The organism is Anaerosacchariphilus polymeriproducens (genome assembly GCF_003363435.1).
Lineage (GTDB): Bacteria > Bacillota > Clostridia > Lachnospirales > Lachnospiraceae > Anaerosacchariphilus > Anaerosacchariphilus polymeriproducens.
In genome coordinates this window covers 133,901-151,480 of record NZ_QRCT01000013.1, presented here as the reverse complement: position 1 = coordinate 151,480, position 17,580 = coordinate 133,901, and the positions used below count along the sequence as shown (strand labels likewise).

General features: G+C 33.0%; 18 protein-coding genes and 1 tRNA gene. 15 read left to right on the top strand and 4 right to left on the bottom strand.

Translation table 11 applies throughout. From position 1 onward, the window contains the following. Positions 1 to 92 precede the first annotated feature (92 nt). The gene (locus DWV06_RS05285; RefSeq protein WP_331463288.1) at positions 93 to 1,247 is read right to left on the bottom strand and encodes an amidase domain-containing protein; all 1,155 of its coding nucleotides are present in this window, start codon (positions 1,245 to 1,247) and stop codon (positions 93 to 95) included. 200 nt (positions 1,248 to 1,447) lie between these two features. Here DWV06_RS05285 and DWV06_RS05280 point away from each other — a divergent pair, with 200 nt between their 5' ends. Beyond that, a complete protein-coding gene (locus DWV06_RS05280) occupies positions 1,448 to 1,669 on the top strand; it encodes a hypothetical protein (protein ID WP_115481131.1) in 222 nt (73 codons plus the stop codon). Positions 1,670 to 1,732: 63 nt separating this feature from the next. Here the strand turns inward: DWV06_RS05280 and DWV06_RS05275 are convergent, their stop codons facing one another. Both DWV06_RS05275 and dpsA read right to left on the bottom strand, forming a co-directional pair. After that, the gene (locus DWV06_RS05275) at positions 1,733 to 2,317 is read right to left on the bottom strand and encodes a dipicolinate synthase subunit B (RefSeq protein WP_115481130.1); all 585 of its coding nucleotides are present in this window, start codon (positions 2,315 to 2,317) and stop codon (positions 1,733 to 1,735) included. Next, positions 2,318 to 3,193 (bottom strand): dipicolinate synthase subunit DpsA, encoded by an 876-nt coding sequence (gene dpsA / locus DWV06_RS05270; RefSeq protein ID WP_115481129.1) that lies wholly within the window; start codon positions 3,191 to 3,193, stop codon positions 2,318 to 2,320. 143 nt (positions 3,194 to 3,336) lie between these two features. On the opposite strand from dpsA, the gene DWV06_RS05265 reads away from it, so the two are divergent. From DWV06_RS05265 to DWV06_RS18615, 8 genes are all read left to right on the top strand, one after another. Then, a complete protein-coding gene (locus DWV06_RS05265; RefSeq protein ID WP_115481128.1) occupies positions 3,337 to 4,383 on the top strand; it encodes a tetratricopeptide repeat protein in 1,047 nt (348 codons plus the stop codon). Positions 4,384 to 4,400: 17 nt separating this feature from the next. Continuing rightward, positions 4,401 to 5,651, top strand: a complete 1,251-nt coding sequence (hflX, locus tag DWV06_RS05260; protein ID WP_115481127.1) for a GTPase HflX — start codon at positions 4,401 to 4,403, stop codon at positions 5,649 to 5,651. Between the two features lie 175 nt (positions 5,652 to 5,826). Next, positions 5,827 to 8,190, top strand: a complete 2,364-nt coding sequence (locus DWV06_RS05255) for a ribonucleoside triphosphate reductase (protein WP_115481126.1) — start codon at positions 5,827 to 5,829, stop codon at positions 8,188 to 8,190. Between the two features lie 229 nt (positions 8,191 to 8,419). Then, a complete protein-coding gene (gene infC, locus DWV06_RS05250; RefSeq protein ID WP_115481125.1) occupies positions 8,420 to 8,914 on the top strand; it encodes a translation initiation factor IF-3 in 495 nt (164 codons plus the stop codon). A 119-nt stretch (positions 8,915 to 9,033) separates the two neighbouring features. Further along, complete coding sequence (rpmI, locus tag DWV06_RS05245; protein WP_115481124.1) at positions 9,034 to 9,231, top strand: 50S ribosomal protein L35; 198 nt, start codon at positions 9,034 to 9,036, stop codon at positions 9,229 to 9,231. Between the two features lie 26 nt (positions 9,232 to 9,257). Beyond that, the gene (rplT, locus tag DWV06_RS05240; protein WP_115481123.1) at positions 9,258 to 9,614 is read left to right on the top strand and encodes a 50S ribosomal protein L20; all 357 of its coding nucleotides are present in this window, start codon (positions 9,258 to 9,260) and stop codon (positions 9,612 to 9,614) included. Positions 9,615 to 9,745: 131 nt separating this feature from the next. After that, on the top strand, positions 9,746 to 10,645 hold the full coding sequence (locus DWV06_RS05235) for a peptidoglycan-binding domain-containing protein (protein WP_115481122.1): 900 nt from the start codon (positions 9,746 to 9,748) through the stop codon (positions 10,643 to 10,645). 53 nt (positions 10,646 to 10,698) lie between these two features. Then, a complete protein-coding gene (locus DWV06_RS18615) occupies positions 10,699 to 10,836 on the top strand; it encodes a hypothetical protein (RefSeq protein WP_193725997.1) in 138 nt (45 codons plus the stop codon). A gap of 117 nt (positions 10,837 to 10,953) precedes the next feature. Here the strand turns inward: DWV06_RS18615 and DWV06_RS05230 are convergent. After that, positions 10,954 to 11,025 (bottom strand) — tRNA-Glu (locus DWV06_RS05230). A 226-nt stretch (positions 11,026 to 11,251) separates the two neighbouring features. Here DWV06_RS05230 and DWV06_RS05225 point away from each other — a divergent pair. From DWV06_RS05225 to infB, 6 genes are all read left to right on the top strand, one after another. Continuing rightward, on the top strand, positions 11,252 to 12,640 hold the full coding sequence (locus DWV06_RS05225) for a TrkH family potassium uptake protein (protein ID WP_115481121.1): 1,389 nt from the start codon (positions 11,252 to 11,254) through the stop codon (positions 12,638 to 12,640). A 186-nt stretch (positions 12,641 to 12,826) separates the two neighbouring features. Further along, entirely contained in the window at positions 12,827 to 13,294 is a 468-nt protein-coding gene (gene rimP, locus DWV06_RS05220; RefSeq protein WP_115481120.1) for a ribosome maturation factor RimP, read from the top strand. A 31-nt stretch (positions 13,295 to 13,325) separates the two neighbouring features. Continuing rightward, positions 13,326 to 14,423: a transcription termination factor NusA gene (gene nusA, locus DWV06_RS05215; RefSeq protein ID WP_115481119.1), complete on the top strand. Its 1,098-nt coding sequence runs from the start codon at positions 13,326 to 13,328 to the stop codon at positions 14,421 to 14,423. 35 nt (positions 14,424 to 14,458) lie between these two features. After that, positions 14,459 to 14,713 carry an RNase P modulator RnpM gene (gene rnpM, locus DWV06_RS05210; RefSeq protein ID WP_193725999.1) on the top strand — a complete coding sequence of 85 codons (255 nt, stop codon included), beginning with the start codon at positions 14,459 to 14,461 and terminating at the stop codon, positions 14,711 to 14,713. Next, a complete protein-coding gene (locus tag DWV06_RS05205) occupies positions 14,700 to 15,014 on the top strand; it encodes a L7Ae/L30e/S12e/Gadd45 family ribosomal protein (RefSeq protein ID WP_115481117.1) in 315 nt (104 codons plus the stop codon). The genes rnpM and DWV06_RS05205 overlap by 14 nt, the downstream gene beginning before the upstream one ends. Positions 15,015 to 15,031: 17 nt before the next feature. Further along, complete coding sequence (gene infB, locus DWV06_RS05200; RefSeq protein WP_115481116.1) at positions 15,032 to 17,575, top strand: translation initiation factor IF-2; 2,544 nt, start codon at positions 15,032 to 15,034, stop codon at positions 17,573 to 17,575. The last annotated feature ends 5 nt before the right edge of the window (positions 17,576 to 17,580 follow it).

The following is a 17,580-nucleotide window of genomic DNA, read 5'->3' as shown; positions in this document are numbered from 1 at the left end:
GATTTCCAGACATGTTTTTTGCATCCAGGTCCAGAACTTAGATACCCTTAATACATGAAATTAAGAGAAATACAGATGGGGAACTTGCCCCTTTAATAGTGAACATGCAGTAAGTGAAAACGGATTTTTTTGTTACTCCATCCTAAATCATATGGGACTAGCACTCGGTCGGTATTATGACAGGTAACCAATGGATATCCTTTTGAGTCCAGTCCGGTGACTGTGGATACATGAGTGATTCTTCCGTTTTTTTCATAAGCAACTACATCTCCCGGACGCAATTTATAAGCCGCGCGATAAACGTCTTCGTAAGAACCTTGGGCGAGTAAGGAACCTCTGCCACTGTTTAGTATGTAATTTTTAAATCCTTGAGCATTCAGCCAGGCTTTAGTACCTGAGCCATTTGAATAATTCCAGGTGCGGTTTTTGGAAAATGCTCCGCTCTCAAACATTATTTGTGAAGCGTAATTTGCACAGTCTCCACCTTCTGGATTATGGTTCCTGTAAGTTTTACTGTTGTATTTTAAGCCATATTTTTCATCACTGGCAGCTCCACAATACATATGGGCGTACTCAACCGCTTTTTGCACTTTATCGGATAATTCGTATTGAGCTGGAGGCTGATTTAAAATGTATTCACGTATCTCATCAGATTTTATATTCTCTAAGTTTAAAGAATCAGCAAATGGATCGGTATACCATTCTTTTGTTATAATATAATTGCCATCAATTGTTCTTATATTTAAATAATGATGAGTTCCAATCCTGCTGATATTTTTAACTTTTGGTTCGTTGTTGTATGTATAAGTATATTCTGTCGAAACAGCACAGATAACTCCATATAGATCTTCTTCTTTTTCTTTAAATGCACTTAGCTTTACTCTGGTTTTAATATCTTTAAAAGTGACTCCCTGCTTATAGGACCAGTTATTTAAATATTTCATTTTTTTGACTTCGTGTTCATATGCCCAAAGACCTAATTTGTGTTCTGTGTCATATAATTCTTTTAGTATTTCTTCATTTTGCTCCATGATTGCTTTGTTTCTATAATCAAATAAACTTTCTAATATTTGTTGATATTGAATGAATTCTTTATTTTCTGTAGATAATTCTTTGCTTGTATTAATTTGCATGTTTTTAGTAGCAATAATTTTGCTGCCAATGGTTACAGTTAAAATATAAATAAAAAAAATGACTATAAAAGATATACGTTTAAATTGTATATTTTTTGACTTTATTATAGACAATTAATACTACCTCCATTAGTTAGTGTTTTTGGAGTTACGTTACTATTTATTTATATGTATATATATAGCAGATTAATGATGGAAATATTAGTTTTTTAATAGAAGTAACCGCACCTTATTTACAAAATAAACGAAATTTTGCATATTTTATTTTGAATTACAAAAACTATTTAAAACAATTAAGAAAGGAATGCGTTGAAATGGATCATATAGAAAATAACAAAGGAACACCAAGCAAAGATACAGGAACTAAGAACAAAATAAATTTAGATTATGATTATAATACAGAATATGGAGATGGAGATATTCCGGAAATTGATAAGCCTCAGACTTCAAATGCTACACCTGAGATTCAAATTACAAAATCACTAAATGCAATTCCGGAAATCCCTGTGGAAATGCCAATAAGAGAGAATAAATAAATTAAAATGAAAAGTCATAATGCAAAATTTATACAATTTTGCATTATGACTTGTTTTTTATATTTATGAAGAAAAAATAATTGGTTGAATTTGTTCTTTCTCCAATGACAATTCAATGGTATCTTTCATAAGATCCATATTAGCAACCATAGAATTTGGTTTTGCTAATGGATTATCTTGTTTAAATGGTACAAAATAAATATTTTTTGTATTAAGAAGTAATCCAATATTTTTAAGATTTGTACTTAAAGAATCATTACTAGAAACAGCAATGACAACAGGTCGGTTGTTGCGCAAGTGAGACTTTGCGGCCATTAATACCGGAGAATCCACAATACCATGAGAAAGTTTGGCTAATGTGTTTCCTGTACAAGGAGCAATGATTACAACATCTAGAAGCCCTTGAGGACCTATGGGTTCCGCCTCTTCAATGGTAGTAATTGGATTAATACCTGTAATTTCTTTGGCGCGGGATAAAAAATCCTGAGCCTTGCCAAAGCGTGAGTCAATACTTTGAGCTTGAAATGAAAAAATAGGAGTAATAACAGCTTCGGTTTTACATAGATTTTCAAGTGCCTGAAATACTTTATCGTAAGTGCAAAATGAACCTGTAAAAGCAAATCCAATTCTTTTACCAGACAGAATCATTTAATCACTTCTTTCTTTAAGTTTTTTGAGCAGTGCATTAGACAAAATAATCCCAGTTGCTTTCGGTGAAATTTTTCCGGGGATTCCAAGACAAAGATGCGCATTAAGGTGGTGCTTTTTCGCATAATCATAGTCAAGTCCTCCAGGGGATGAAGCAATATCTATAATGGTAGTTTCTGGTGATAATTTTGAGAGATATTCCTGAGTTAATAGCATTGATGGAATTGTATTAAAAATATAATCAAAATTTGAAAGATTATCTTTTAATTCCGAAAGAGGAAAAACTTCATATCCTAAACTATTCCCATAAGCCAGGGAAGAAGTATTTCTGGTTGAAATAGTTAAACTAGTCTGAAAGCCATCTAATTTGCGAGCTAAAATTTTGCCGCAGCGACCAAAACCAAGGACCAAACAACGGCTTTTGCTTAAATTGATCGAGCTTGATTGAATCGCTATGGCAATTGCACCCTCAGCAGTAGCGACTGCATTTTCAATAGCAATAACATCATCTTTCATAAAATCATAATATTCAATTTGATGAAATAGACAGTAATTTAAGAAGTCTTTTGTAAAATCTCCACCAACAACAAAATGATTTGGAGTTAATGTTTGTTCCAATAAAGAATTGGTAATAGAGATTTCTTCATTTTCTGTAAACAGATAAGAACCGTTTTTCGAAAAGGGAGTTGGGCAGACGATAACATCACAAATGTCTAAAGCATGAGCCAGACTTGCAGCGATTCTATGTGGTTTTAAAAGACTTGATTGAACTGTACCATAAACGGTTACTGAATAACCATTTTCACATAAATGATCAGCAATGTAGATTTGACGTAAATCTCCACCAATTACTGCAATATTTAAATTATCGTTCATAATTAGACTCCTATTCAATTCATATCTGTTATGAATATAATGTATGCATAAAAAATGAGATTGTGAGGAGTGAAATTATATCTATATTTTTGAAAGATAGTTTGCTATAATAAGGATTAGTATTTTAATAAGGAGCATATCGAATGAAGAAAAGTAAAATAATCATTATACTCACAGTTTCTTTTATATTAGGTGGGTGTTCGTTACAATCAGCAGGAAGTAAGTCAGAAGAATTGGGGATTCAATGTCTCAAAGACGCTCAATATGAAGAAGCTGTTTCGTATTTTGAGTCAGCGATTGAAGCAGATATAGAATTGGAAACATCATATAGAGGGATTGGTATTGCGTATTTGAACCTTGGAAAATATGAAGATGCAATTGATGCTTTTAATAAAGCATTAGGGAAGGCATTGGGAAAAATTGGTGAATTAGAAATTGATATTTGTTACTATAAAGCAGTTGCCCAGTTTAAGAATAAAGATATGCAGGGTGCAATTGAAACATATACCAGTTTGATTGAATATGACGGTAAGAATAAGGAGTCTTATTATTTAAGAGCGACGGCTTATTTGAATCAAGAGAAGCTGGAGCTTGCAAAAGCAGATTTTGATGCAGCAATTTCGAAAGATAAAGACGCATATGATATGTATATTAATATATACGAAAATCTTTGTGAGCATGGATATGAAAAAGAAGGGGCAGAATACCTTAATAAAGCAAAGAATAGACTAGAAAAATCTGGTAAGAACAATTTATATTTGGGCAGAGTTAATTATTATCTTAAAGATTATGAAGCTGCTAAATCAAACTTAGAAGCAGCGATCAAAGAGGGAAAGAAAGAGGGCTATTTATACCTTGGACAGGTTTTTGATAAACTGGAAGATACTCAGACTGCACAAAGTAATTATTCTAAATATATTGAGAATATTAAAAAAAGTGCAGAGGTCTATAACTCTTTGGGAGAGAGTTTGTTAAAAGAAAAAAATTATACCGGAGCATTACAGGTATTCCAAAGCGGTATTGCTTTAAAAGATGAAGAATTTGATAAAAAGTTAAAGTTTAATGAAATTATTACTTATGAGTATTTGTTAGAGTTTAAAACAGCAAAAGAAAAAATGGAAGAATATTTAAATTTATATCCAGATGATGAGACTGCTAAAAGAGAATATGAATTTCTAAAAACCAGGTAGAACATTACGGAGGAAATATGGCAGAAACAATTGAAATGGAACAGGTACAAGAGAAGGTTATATTAGTCGGAGTCAGTACACAGGACGGAGATGATGCAGTAGATTCATTGGAAGAACTTAAGGAGCTTGCAAATACAGCAGGAGCAGTTACGATTGCAAAAGTAATACAGAACCGTTCTCAAATACATCCGGTCACCTATGTTGGAAAAGGAAAATTAGAAGAAATAGAAGAAATCATTCATGAATTGGGAGCTACAGGTATCATATGTGATGATGAGCTGAGTCCTGCACAGTTACGTAATTTAGAAGATATTTTAGATACAAAAGTAATGGATCGGACTATGGTCATTTTAGATATTTTTGCAGAACGTGCATCGACCAGTGAAGGAAAAATACAAGTAGAATTGGCACAGTTACGATATCGCTTAAGTCGTTTGGTAGGTCTTAGAAGTTCTTTGTCAAGACTTGGAGGCGGAATCGGAACCAGGGGACCAGGTGAAAAGAAACTTGAAATGGATCGTCGTCTAATTAAAGAACGGTTATCACAATTAAGGCGGGAATTAGAAAATGTAAAGAGGCATCGTGAAGTACTTCGTGTACAAAGGGATAAATCCCACACCCCAATTGCAGCAATCGTGGGTTATACCAATGCAGGAAAATCTACCTTATTAAATCGTCTGACTCAGGCAGGAGTTTTAGAGGAGGACAAACTTTTTGCTACGTTGGATCCAACTACCAGAAATCTGCAGCTTCCTAGTAAACAGCAGGTTTTGCTTACAGATACAGTTGGATTTATACGTAAATTGCCACATCATTTGATAGAAGCATTTAGAAGCACTTTGGAAGAGGCCAAATATTCGGATATTATTTTGCATGTGGTCGATACTTCCAATCCTCAAATGGACAAACAAATGCATATCGTTTATGAAACATTAGCCAATCTTGGTATTGAAGATAAAAAAATTATTACATTGTTCAATAAACAGGACAAGGTATCGCAAGAGCAGATTCTAAGAGATTTCAAAGCTGATAGAGTTTTGAAAATTTCTGCAAAGACAGGGAAAGGTCTTGAGGAATTAAAAGAAATATTAGAGGAAATGTTAAGAGAACAAAAAATTTCTATTGAGCGGATTTATCCATATTCTGAAGCCGGCAAAATACAATTGATTCGTAAATATGGAGAACTTTTAGAAGAAGATTTTAGAGAAGAAGGAATTTACGTCAAGGGATTTGTACCCATGGAGGTTTATGAAAAAGTAGTTAGATAGCAGTAAAACTAATGATGGTTCAATTATTATAATGGCACTATATATTGTGTTTCTGATATACATGCACATATATATAGTGCTTTTGTATTGACGATTCAATAAAAATTTGATATGATAATAATGATTCGGGAACAGCAGATGCATTTCCAAAATAAGGATAGAAAGGAAGAGCAAAATGTTTAATGTTGTAAAACGTGACGGCGAAGTAGCTGAATTTGATTTAAAAAAAATAAGTGAGGCGATTTCAAAAGCTTTTGAGGCTACAAAGAAAGAATATAATGAGGATATTATTAATTTGTTGTCTTTAAGAGTTACGGCAAATTTTCAAGAAAAAATAAAGAAAGGATCAGTACACGTAGAAGATGTACAAGATAGTGTAGAGACAGTATTAGAACAAGCAGGTTACACGGATGTTGCCAAGGCTTATATTTTATATCGTAAACAAAGAGAAAAAGTCCGTAATATGAAATCTACTATTTTAGATTATAAAGATATTGTTAATAGTTATGTTAAAGTGGAAGATTGGCGTGTAAAAGAAAATTCAACGGTAACCTATTCAGTAGGTGGTTTGATTTTAAGTAATTCAGGAGCTGTAACAGCTAATTATTGGTTATCTGAAATATATGATGAGGAAATTGCACAGGCTCATAGAAGTGCCGATATACATATTCACGATTTGTCCATGCTTACAGGTTACTGTGCAGGATGGTCGTTAAAACAATTGATTATGGAAGGATTAGGAGGAATATCAGGAAAAATAACATCTTCTCCTGCAAAACATCTATCTGTATTATGTAATCAAATGGTAAATTTCCTGGGTATTATGCAGAATGAATGGGCTGGAGCACAGGCTTTCTCTTCTTTTGATACCTATCTAGCACCATTTATAAAGGCCGATAATCTATCTTATAATGAAGTGAAAAAGAGTATTGAAGCATTTGTTTATGGAGTAAATACACCAAGCAGATGGGGAACACAGGCTCCATTTTCTAATATAACATTAGATTGGACGGTACCGGCTGACCTGGCTGAACTTCCTGCTATTGTTGGTGGAAAAGAAATGGACTTTAAATATAAAGATTGTAAAAAAGAAATGGATATGATTAATAAAGCATTTCTAGAAACGATGATTGAAGGTGATTCAAATGGAAGAGGTTTCCAATACCCAATACCGACCTATTCTATTACAAATGATTTTGACTGGTCTGATACAGAAAATAATCGTTTATTATTTGAAATGACAGCAAAATATGGAACACCATATTTTTCAAATTATATCAATAGTGATATGGAACCAAGTGATGTACGTTCTATGTGCTGTCGGCTGAGATTGGATTTGAGGGAACTTCGTAAAAAATCAGGTGGATTCTTCGGTGCAGGTGAAAGTACTGGATCAGTAGGAGTTGTAACGATAAATCTTCCAAGAATCGCTTATTTATCAGAAAACAAGGAAGAGTTCTATCATAAATTAGATAAAATGATGGACATCTCTGCACGTTCCTTAAAGATTAAAAGAGAAGTAATTTCCAAATTATTAGATGAAGGATTATATCCATATACAAAACGTTATTTAGGAACATTTAACAATCATTTTTCAACGATCGGTCTGATTGGTATGAATGAAGTAGGATTGAATGCAAAGTGGCTTGGAAAAGATTTGACACAAGTAGAGACTCAAGAATTTGCGAAAGAAGTTTTAAACTATATGCGCGGTCGTCTTTCAGATTATCAGGAACAATATGGAGATTTATATAATTTAGAAGCAACACCGGCAGAATCGACCACATACCGCTTAGCAAAACATGATAGGAAACATTGGCCGGATATAAAGACAGCAGGTAAAGAAGGAGATGTTCCATATTATACGAATAGTTCTCATCTGCCTGTCGAATATACATCTGATATTTTCGATGCTTTAGATATTCAAGATGAATTACAAGTGTTGTATACATCAGGAACTGTTTTTCATGCCTTTTTAGGGGAAAAACTCCCAGATTGGAAAGCTGCTGCCAATTTAGTAAAGAAAATTGCTGAAAACTATAAACTTCCTTATTATACTATGTCACCAACTTATTCAATCTGTAAGGAACATGGCTATATTACCGGAGAACATTATTCTTGTCCTATTTGCGGTGAACGAGCAGAAGTTTACAGTCGTATCACTGGTTATTACCGCCCGGTACAAAACTGGAACGATGGCAAAGCACAAGAATATAAAAACAGACAATTATATGATATTGATAATGCAGCTTATAAGCCGGTCAGAACCAATATTGTTACGATATCAAAAGATGATGTGAAAGTTGAAAAGACCAATGATTTAAAATATTTATTTACAACAAAGACATGTCCGAACTGTAATATAGCAAAAGAAATGCTGGCGAATGAATCTTATGTTGTGATCGATGCAGAAGAAAACTTTGATCTCGTTCAGAAATATGGTATTATGCAGGCGCCAACACTAGTAGTGATAGAGGATAAAAAAGTAAATAAGTATGTGAATGCTTCAAATATAAAAAAATATATAGATTCAAAATAAGTATTTAAATAAAATATGTAAAAATACTTGACAATATGTGGTTTATTGTGTTAAATTAAATGAGTTGCAAGAGCAACATGACACAGTAAAGAAGAGTATCCACTCTCACCTTAGCGCAAAGGCGACTACAGGTTAATATTTCAAGTTATTTTAAATGAATTGAAGTGGATAGTCTGTCTATCCACTTTTTTTATTATTAATATGGAGGTGCACCGTTATTAGCGATTTAATGATTAACGAGCAGATTAGAGACAAAGAGATCCGTCTAATCGGGGAAGAAGGAGAACAACTTGGCGTTATGCCTGTGAAAGAGGCATTAGCAAAAGCAAAGGAAGCAGATTTGGATTTAGTTAAAATTGCTCCTACAGCGAAACCACCGGTTTGCAAAATAATTGATTACGGAAAATACAGATATGAATTAGCTAGAAAAGAAAAAGAAGCCAAGAAAAAGCAGAAGACAATTGACATTAAAGAAGTTCGTCTATCACCCAATATTGAGTCCAATGACTTAAATACGAAAGTGAATATGGCAAGAAAATTTATTACAAAAGGCGATAAGGTAAAAGTAACATTACGATTTCGTGGAAGAGAGATGGCTCATATGCAAAGCAGCAAACATATTCTTGATGAGTTTGCACAGCTGTTAGAGGATATAGCTGTCGTTGATAAACCAGCTAAAGTAGAAGGAAGAAGCATGGTTATGTTCTTATCGGAAAAAAAATAGTTGCAAACATCATTCGTTATATCTAATTGACGCTGATTAGGCTGATAGATGTAAATATAGATTAAAGAGTTATTGAGAGCTTTGGGCTCTAGAGACAAAACTTAAGGAGGAAATATAAAATGCCAAAAATTAAAACTAGCAGAGCTGCTGCAAAACGTTTCAAAAAAACAGGTACAGGAAAATTAAAAAGAAACAAAGCTTATAAAAGCCATATCTTAACAAAAAAATCACAAAAAAGAAAAAGAAATCTTCGTAAAGCAACAATTACAGATGCTAGTAATGTAAAAAATATGAAGAAGATTTTACCATATCTATAAGAAATTGAGAAGGAGGAACAAAAGTCATGGCAAGAATCAAAGGCGGAGTTGGCGCTAAAAAAAGACATAATAGAGTTTTAAAATTAGCGAAAGGCTATAGAGGCGCTAGATCCAAACAATATAGAGTAGCAAAACAATCTGTTATGAGAGCATTAACAAGTTCATATGCAGGTAGAAAAGAAAGAAAGAGACAATTCAGAAGATTATGGATTGCCAGAATCAATGCAGCGGCTAGAATTAACGGCTTATCTTATAGCAAATTTATGTATGGATTAAAATTGGCAGGAATTGAAATGAATAGAAAAATGTTGGCAGAAATGGCTGTAAATGATGCAGACGGATTTGCAACATTAGCTCAAAAAGCTAAATCTAAAATTGCATAAATAGAAATTTATTTTCCTTGGAAACTTGAAGTTTCCAAGGTTTTTTATTTTATTTCTTAATAATAAACGTTCTCAGCACAAAACAATATAATAATTATATAGAATTATTTTATTGAAAGGCAGGGAAAAATATGAGTAAAACAGATAGAGGATTAGTTAATTTTGCATTAAGTCAGGTAGGTGTTGCTTGTTTATATGGTGCGAAAGGTGAAAAAATAAATCAAAGTTTAATAGACCAATGGGCAAGTTTATATCCCAATATTTATACAGATACTTATATAAAAAAAGCACAAAAATTTATAGGGTATGTCGCTTATGACTGTTCCGGTCTGATTAGTGGTTATACTGGGATTATTAGAAACAGTCAACATTACATGGACACTGCCATAGAAAAACTGCCAATAAACCAAATAAGTAACAATTGTTTTGGCTGGGCTGTGTGGAAACGTGGTCATATTGGAGTTTTTATAGGAGACAACACTGTTGTTGAGGCAAGAGGAATAGAATCGGGGGTAATAAAAACAAGTGTATATTCAAATAGTTGGACTCATATCATTCAATTAGTAGATATTGATTATAACTCTAATTCGGGTGGAAATGGATTTAAGTTTGAAGTAAAAGATTTTCAAAAATGGATGAATCAAAATTATGCAAGTATTATAAACGAGAACTGTGGTGCTTTATTAGACGAGGATAATATATATGGAGAAAAAACAAGAAATGCTGCATTGTGTATATGGAAATATCAAATGAATAAGTTAAACACAGGTTATACATTTGATTTAAAGAACAGATATTTCGGACCTAAATGTAATCAATATGGAACGGGTTCTTTAGTTAAAAATGGAGACAGAGGAATATTTGTTTATCTGGCCGAAGGAATGTTAAGGGCAAAAAAACTCTATACCGGAGGATTGGATGGAATAGCAGGACCTTTATTAGAAGGCGCTATAAAAGGATTTCAAAAAGCAAATGCTCTTACTGTAGATGGAGAGTGTGGTGTAAAAACCTGGGATATATTATTTGGATGATGTAGTGTATATCATATATAATTTGTGAGATACTATATTGAGGTGATAATAAGATGAAAAAAGAAAAAACTGCCAGAAAAAAAGAAAATGAGAAATTTAATAGTGTGACACAAAAGTCTGATCCGGAAAATCAGAATCAAACGCATAATGTAAGAAGAGAAGGGATACAACCGATTAATCAAAAGCGATAAAGCATATAAAAAGTTGTTTAATAATAGGAATCGTTGAAGCGTTAATAATAATAAAAAACTCTAAGTATCTTAGATACTTAGAGTTTTTTCGGGTTGGGCTGTTTTATAAACAGTCAACAGTCCGTACGGGAATCGAACCCGTGTTTCTGCCGTGAGAGGGCAGCGTCTTGACCGCTTGACTAACGGACCATTTAATCAATACTTGTCTATTTTAAATCGATTTTAGTAAAAATGCAAGTCTTTTTTTGAAAATTCTTGTATAATAGTTAGAACATAAAAATGAACAAAAAGGAAAAATTAAAAAAGTAGATGAAAGGATTGACAAGCAGAGAAATAAAGAATATATTGAAATATGTGTGATATAAAACAGAAGAAAAATTTGTAATTTTTAAAGAAATGATAGGAGGATATCCTTGTGAAAGAAAAGTTATACCGGCTTGTAACGCGATTTTCCACCACTCATACCATTTTAATGGGGTTTGCGGTGTTTATTTTAACAGGAGCATTCGTATTGATGCTGCCAATCAGTAGTGCGAGCCAAACATTCACCAATCCTGTGGATGCATTATTTACATCAACTACTTCAGTATGTGTGACAGGATTAGTAACAGTATCTACTCACAGTTATTGGAGTTTTTTTGGTAAAGTAGTGATTTTAATTCTGATTCAGTTTGGAGGCTTGGGATTTATGACCTGCTTTACTATGTTACTACTTATATTACGAAAAAGAGTAACATTAAAAGAACGTCTGATTATTCAAGATTCTTTAAACGAAGAAGGACTTTCAGGGCTTGTAAAATTAGTAAAGAGAATTACGAAAGGAACATTAATAGCTGAAGGCCTTGGAGCGTTTTTTTTCTCTTTTCAGTTAATTCCTGATTATGGAGTTTTAGGTGGTATATGGAGAGCGATATTTACATCAATATCTGCTTTTTGTAATGCAGGAATAGATCTTTTCGGAGATAATAGTATGCAAGCGTATGTTAAAAATCCAATTATAAGTATTGTAACTATGTTACTAATTATTACAGGAGGTATTGGATTCACAGTTTGGTGGGATATATCAAGAATTTTTCGTGACTGGTTAAAAAATCATTTAGGAATCAAACGTAATCTCCAACATTTAACGTTACATACCAAAGTAGTTTTAACAGTAACGCTGATTTTAATATTTAGTGGTGCATTATTAATTTTTGTTTTAGAATATAATAATGAAAAGACAATGGCAGATTTAAATATATTCCAAAAGATAATGGCATCATTTTTTCAGTCAATTACAACTAGGACGGCAGGTTTTTTGACCATATCCCAGGCTGATATGCGAACACCGTCTCAGGTTATTTCTATTGTATTGATGTTTATAGGTGGATCACCTGCAGGTACAGCAGGTGGTATCAAGACAGCTACATTAGGAGTTGTTATTTTGTTTATAAGATCTATAGTAAAAGGAAAAGAAAGAACAGAAGCTTTTCATCGAACAATTCCTATACAGAATTGTGAAAGGGCTATGGCCATTTTAGCAATAAGTTTATTTATTTTAATTAGTGGGACAACTGTGTTAACCGTATTAGAACCTCAAATGTCATTTATGGATTTATTTTATGAAGCAACTTCTGCTTTGGCTACAGTAGGATTATCTTTAGGTATTACAGGTTCTTTGAGTGTTCCAAGTAAATTGTTAATTATTTTATTGATGTATATAGGCAGGATTGGGCCGATTACGATGGCGATTGCTTTTGGAATCAGAAGAGGAAAGGCTCAAAAAGGAGTGAAACTACCTGAAGAGCGAGTAATGGTTGGATAAAATTTGTATTATTTTAGAAAAGTCAAAGAAACGCCTTGTCAACGAACTCGATAAGTGTTATGATAGATAAGATGATACGGTATAAACGTAAGAGTGGACGTGAGTCCACTCTTATTTATTGATTATAAATTATGATATTTAATGAACCTATAAATGAACTAATTGAAAAGGAAAGAAGGTGTAGAGATGTCAAAAAGAGAAGAGTACGAACGTAAAACAGAAGAATTACTGATTCCAATAATTGAACAATATAATTTTGAATTAGTAGATGTTGAATATGTCAAAGAAGGTAGTAGTTGGTATCTACGTGCTTATATTGATAAAGAAGGTGGAATAACAGTAGATGATTGTGAAATCGTCAGTAGAGCCATGGGAGAAATATTAGATAAAGAGGATTATATAGAAGATTCCTATATTTTTGAAGTAAGTTCACCGGGGCTTGGAAGACCGCTTAAGAAAGAGAAAGATTTTGCAAGAAGTATTGGAGAATTAGTTGAAGTCAGGACGTACCGTCCAATTAACAAACAAAAAGAGTTTGAAGGATATTTAAAAGCATATGATGAACATAGTGTTACTTTAGAATTTGAAGATAAAACAGAAATGATTATTGCAAGAACCGATATTGCACTAATTCGATTGGCTTTTGATTTTTAACGTATTTACAAATATAGGAGGATAATAAAAAATGAATAGTAATGAATTATTAGAAGCGTTAAATATACTCGAAAAGGAAAAAGATATCAGTAAAGAGACTTTATTAGAAGCAATTGAAAATTCTTTAATTACTGCATGCAAAAACCATTTTGGAAAATCAGATAATATAAAAGTTGTAATTGATAAACACACATGTGAATTTCATGTTTATGCGGAAAAGACTGTAGTTGAGACAGTTGCTGATCCGGTATTAGAAATCAGTTTGATAGACGCGAAATTAAAAGATACAAAATATGAACCAGGCGATATTGTAAATGTAGAAATCAAATCCAAAGAATTTGGAAGAATTGCAACCCAAAATGCTAAAAATGTAATTTTACAAAAAATCCGTGAAGAAGAACGTAAAGTATTATTTGATCAATATTATGGAAAAGAAAAAGATGTAGTGACCGGTATTGTTCAACGATATGTGAAAGGAAATATCAGCATTAATTTAGGAAAAGTAGATGCCATATTAACAGAAAAGGAACAAGTAAAAGGTGAGGTATTTAAGCCTACAGAAAGAATTAAATTATATGTTTTAGAGGTGAAAGATACACCAAGAGGACCTAAAGTTTTAGTTTCCAGAACACATCCTGAATTGGTGAAACGTTTATTTGAAGCGGAAGTAACAGAAGTTAAGGATGGAACAGTTGAAATTAAAAGTATCTCAAGAGAAGCAGGTTCCAGAACAAAGATTGGTGTATGGTCCAATAATCCGGATGTAGATCCTGTAGGTGCTTGTGTAGGTATGAATGGAGCTAGAGTCAATGCAATTGTTAATGAATTGCGTGGAGAGAAAATTGATATTATTAATTGGAGTGAAAATCCTGCTATTCTGATTGAGAATGCATTAAGTCCTGCAAAAGTCGTGTCTGTGATTGCTGATGCAGAAGCGAAAACAGCGAAAGTCGTTGTACCGGATTATCAATTATCTCTAGCTATCGGTAAAGAAGGACAGAACGCAAGATTGGCAGCAAGACTTACAGGTTTCAAAATAGACATAAAGAGTGAAACACAAGCAGCAGAGTTAGAAGATTTTTATAATGAAGAAATTTCATTTGAAGATGAAGAAGAAGTAATTGAATAGGAAGTGATTCTTTGGGCAGTGTAAAAAAAGTTCCTATGCGTCAATGTGTAGGATGTATGGAAATGAAGAACAAAAAAGAAATGATAAGAGTATTAAAAACAGCTGAGAATGAACTTACGATAGATACCACCGGCAGAAAAAATGGTCGTGGTGCTTATATATGTAAATCGAAAGAATGTTTAGAAAAAGCATATAAAAGTAAAGGACTGGAAAGATCATTAAAAACATCAATTCCCAGAGAAATTTATGAAACGTTAGAAAAGGAGATGAAATTACTTGAGTCAGAATAAGATATTTTCTTTAATTGGATTAGCCAGACGTTCCAGAAATCTTGTAAGTGGGGAATTTATGACAGAAAAAGCAGTAAAAGAAGGAAGTGCAACATTAGTGATTGTTGCAGATGATGCGTCTAAGAATACGAAAAAAAAATTTCATAATATGTGTACTTTTTATCAAGTACCAATATATGAATACGGTTTAAAGGAGGAATTGGGGCACGCTATGGGGCAAGAATTTCGTGCATCTTTGGCGATTTTAGATCCTGGATTTGCAAAATCCATTGCGAAACAGTTAATGCAGACAAACAATTGAATAACGGAGGTAGAAATATGTCAAAAATGAGAGTACATGAATTAGCAAAAGAAATTGACAAATCAAATAAAGAAATTATTGAATTTTTAATTAAAAATAATATAGAAGTTAAAAGTCACATGAGTGCATTGGAAAATGAACATGTGCAATTGGTTCGTAATCGTTTTTTAAATAAAGAGGTTGAAAATAAAAATAAGGAAAACAACCAAACGAAAAAGAAGTCTAATATATCACAAGTTTATCATCCTCAAAACAGCAGAGTGAATAAATCAAATTCAAATCAAAATAACAACCGACACAAGCAGACGAATAATCTTGGTAATAAAAATACAAATGAAGTTAGGAAAAATATGAGTGAGAAAACGACAGTGAAAACAACGGAATCTAAATCAGAGAATCATGTAAATCATAATACAAATCGTAATCATAATCATAATAACAGTAATAATAATAGAAATAATAGTAATAATAGTAATAATAATAGAAATAGTAATAATAATAGAAATAGTAATAATAATAACAATAATAACAGAAATATTAATAGCAATAACAATAGAAATACTAGCAACAATGCAAGTCAGGGAAACAAAATAAATCAGGCGAATTCGAATGATAATCGTAGAAATGGCCAGGATAACTCCAAAGGCAATAGTAAGTTGCATCAAAAAAATAGCAATGGTAACAAACAAAATCAAGGTGCGAACAGAACAAATCATGGGAATAATCGTTTTAATAATAAAAAAGATCAAGGTAAAAAACAACAAAACGAACAAGTCGTATCACAATCAGTTCCAGTAGTAGAAGAGACAATTAAAACTATAATTATACCGGATTCATTAACAATTAAAGAATTGGCAGATAAAATGAAAATCCAACCGTCTGCAATTGTAAAGAAATTATTTCTAGAAGGAAAAATGGTTACAGTAAATCAAGAGATTGATTTTGAGATGGCAGAAGAAATTGCATTAGAATTTAATTTTATTGCAGAATTAGAAGAAAAGGTAGATGTGATAGAAGAGCTTTTAAAAGAAGAAGATGAAGATGAAAGCGTAATGGTTCAGCGACCGCCTGTAGTTTGTGTTATGGGGCATGTTGATCATGGAAAGACTTCCTTACTTGATGCCATTCGAAATACTCATGTGACAGATAGAGAATCTGGTGGAATTACACAACATATAGGTGCTTATGTTGTAAAATCTCAAGGACAAAAAATTACGTTTTTAGATACACCTGGTCATGAAGCGTTTACTGCAATGAGAATGCGTGGTGCAAATGCAACGGATATTGCTATTTTAGTAGTAGCGGCAGATGATGGCGTTATGCCTCAGACTGTTGAAGCAATTAATCATGCAAAAGCTGCAGGTATTGAAATAATAGTTGCAATTAATAAGATTGATAAGCCAAGTGCCAATATTGAAAGAGTAAAACAAGAACTTTCAGAATATGAACTGATTCCGGAAGATTGGGGCGGAAGTACGATTTTTGTACCGGTATCAGCTCATACGCAAGAAGGTATTGAACAATTATTAGAAATGATTTTATTAACTGCAGAAGTTTGTGAATTGAAAGCGAATCCAAAGAGAATGGCAAGGGGACTTGTAGTAGAAGCACAGCTTGATAAAGGAAAAGGTCCTGTTGCTACAGTGCTTGTTCAAAAAGGTACTCTAAAAATAGGTCAGCCAATTGCAGCTGGTTCCTGCTATGGTAAAGTAAGAGCCATGATGGATGACAAAGGTAAGAGAGTGAAAGAAGCAGGCCCGTCTACACCTGTCGAAATTTTAGGGTTAAGTGATGTTCCAAATGCCGGCGAAATTTTTGTCAGTGTAGATAGTGAAAAAGAAGCCAGATCGTTTGCAGAAACATTTATATCACAGAATAAAGAAAAATTACTAGACGATACAAAGGCAAAGATGTCCTTGGATGATTTATTTACACAAATTAAAGCAGGAAATGTAAAAGAGCTTGGTATCATTGTGAAAGCAGATGTACAAGGTTCTGTAGAAGCTGTAAAACAAAGCCTTCTTAGACTTTCAAATGAAGAGGTTGTTGTTAAAATTGTCCATGGAGGTGTTGGTGCCATCAATGAATCAGATGTTATATTAGCATGTACTTCCAATGCCATTATTATTGGATTTAATGTCCGGCCGGATCCAACAGCCAAAATAACAGCAGATCGTGAAGGAGTAGATTTAAGATTATATAAAGTTATTTACAATGCAATCGAAGATGTAGAAGCAGCGATGAAAGGAATGCTTGATCCAATCTTTGAAGAAAAAGTAATCGGTCACGCTGAAATCAGGCAGATTTTCAAGTCTTCGGGTGTTGGAAATATTGCAGGTTCCTATGTGTTAGATGGTCTTTTCCAAAGGGGCTGCCTTATAAGAATTACCCGTGAAAATGAGGTGATTTACGAAGGAAAATTAGCATCATTGAAAAGATTTAAGGATGATGTAAAAGAAGTAAAAGCCGGATATGAATGTGGTTTGGTATTCGAAGATTTTGATGATGTAAAAGAAGGAGATTTGGTGGAAGCCTTTACTATGGTAGAAGTAGAAAGATAGAGGTG

Excerpts from the sequence above, each read along its gene's own strand:
- DWV06_RS05280 (WP_115481131.1), top strand. The coding sequence starts at position 1,448 with ATGGATCATATAGAAAATAACAAAGGAACACCAAGCAAAGATACAGGA.
- DWV06_RS05275 (WP_115481130.1), bottom strand. The coding sequence starts at position 2,317 with ATGATTCTGTCTGGTAAAAGAATTGGATTTGCTTTTACAGGTTCATTT.
- dpsA (WP_115481129.1), bottom strand. The coding sequence starts at position 3,193 with ATGAACGATAATTTAAATATTGCAGTAATTGGTGGAGATTTACGTCAA.
- DWV06_RS05265 (WP_115481128.1), top strand. The coding sequence starts at position 3,337 with ATGAAGAAAAGTAAAATAATCATTATACTCACAGTTTCTTTTATATTA.
- hflX (WP_115481127.1), top strand. The coding sequence starts at position 4,401 with ATGGCAGAAACAATTGAAATGGAACAGGTACAAGAGAAGGTTATATTA.
- DWV06_RS05255 (WP_115481126.1), top strand. The coding sequence starts at position 5,827 with ATGTTTAATGTTGTAAAACGTGACGGCGAAGTAGCTGAATTTGATTTA.
- infC (WP_115481125.1), top strand. The coding sequence starts at position 8,420 with ATGATTAACGAGCAGATTAGAGACAAAGAGATCCGTCTAATCGGGGAA.
- rpmI (WP_115481124.1), top strand. The coding sequence starts at position 9,034 with ATGCCAAAAATTAAAACTAGCAGAGCTGCTGCAAAACGTTTCAAAAAA.
- rplT (WP_115481123.1), top strand. The coding sequence starts at position 9,258 with ATGGCAAGAATCAAAGGCGGAGTTGGCGCTAAAAAAAGACATAATAGA.
- DWV06_RS05235 (WP_115481122.1), top strand. The coding sequence starts at position 9,746 with ATGAGTAAAACAGATAGAGGATTAGTTAATTTTGCATTAAGTCAGGTA.
- DWV06_RS18615 (WP_193725997.1), top strand. The coding sequence starts at position 10,699 with ATGAAAAAAGAAAAAACTGCCAGAAAAAAAGAAAATGAGAAATTTAAT.
- rimP (WP_115481120.1), top strand. The coding sequence starts at position 12,827 with ATGTCAAAAAGAGAAGAGTACGAACGTAAAACAGAAGAATTACTGATT.
- nusA (WP_115481119.1), top strand. The coding sequence starts at position 13,326 with ATGAATAGTAATGAATTATTAGAAGCGTTAAATATACTCGAAAAGGAA.
- rnpM (WP_193725999.1), top strand. The coding sequence starts at position 14,459 with ATGCGTCAATGTGTAGGATGTATGGAAATGAAGAACAAAAAAGAAATG.
- infB (WP_115481116.1), top strand. The coding sequence starts at position 15,032 with ATGTCAAAAATGAGAGTACATGAATTAGCAAAAGAAATTGACAAATCA.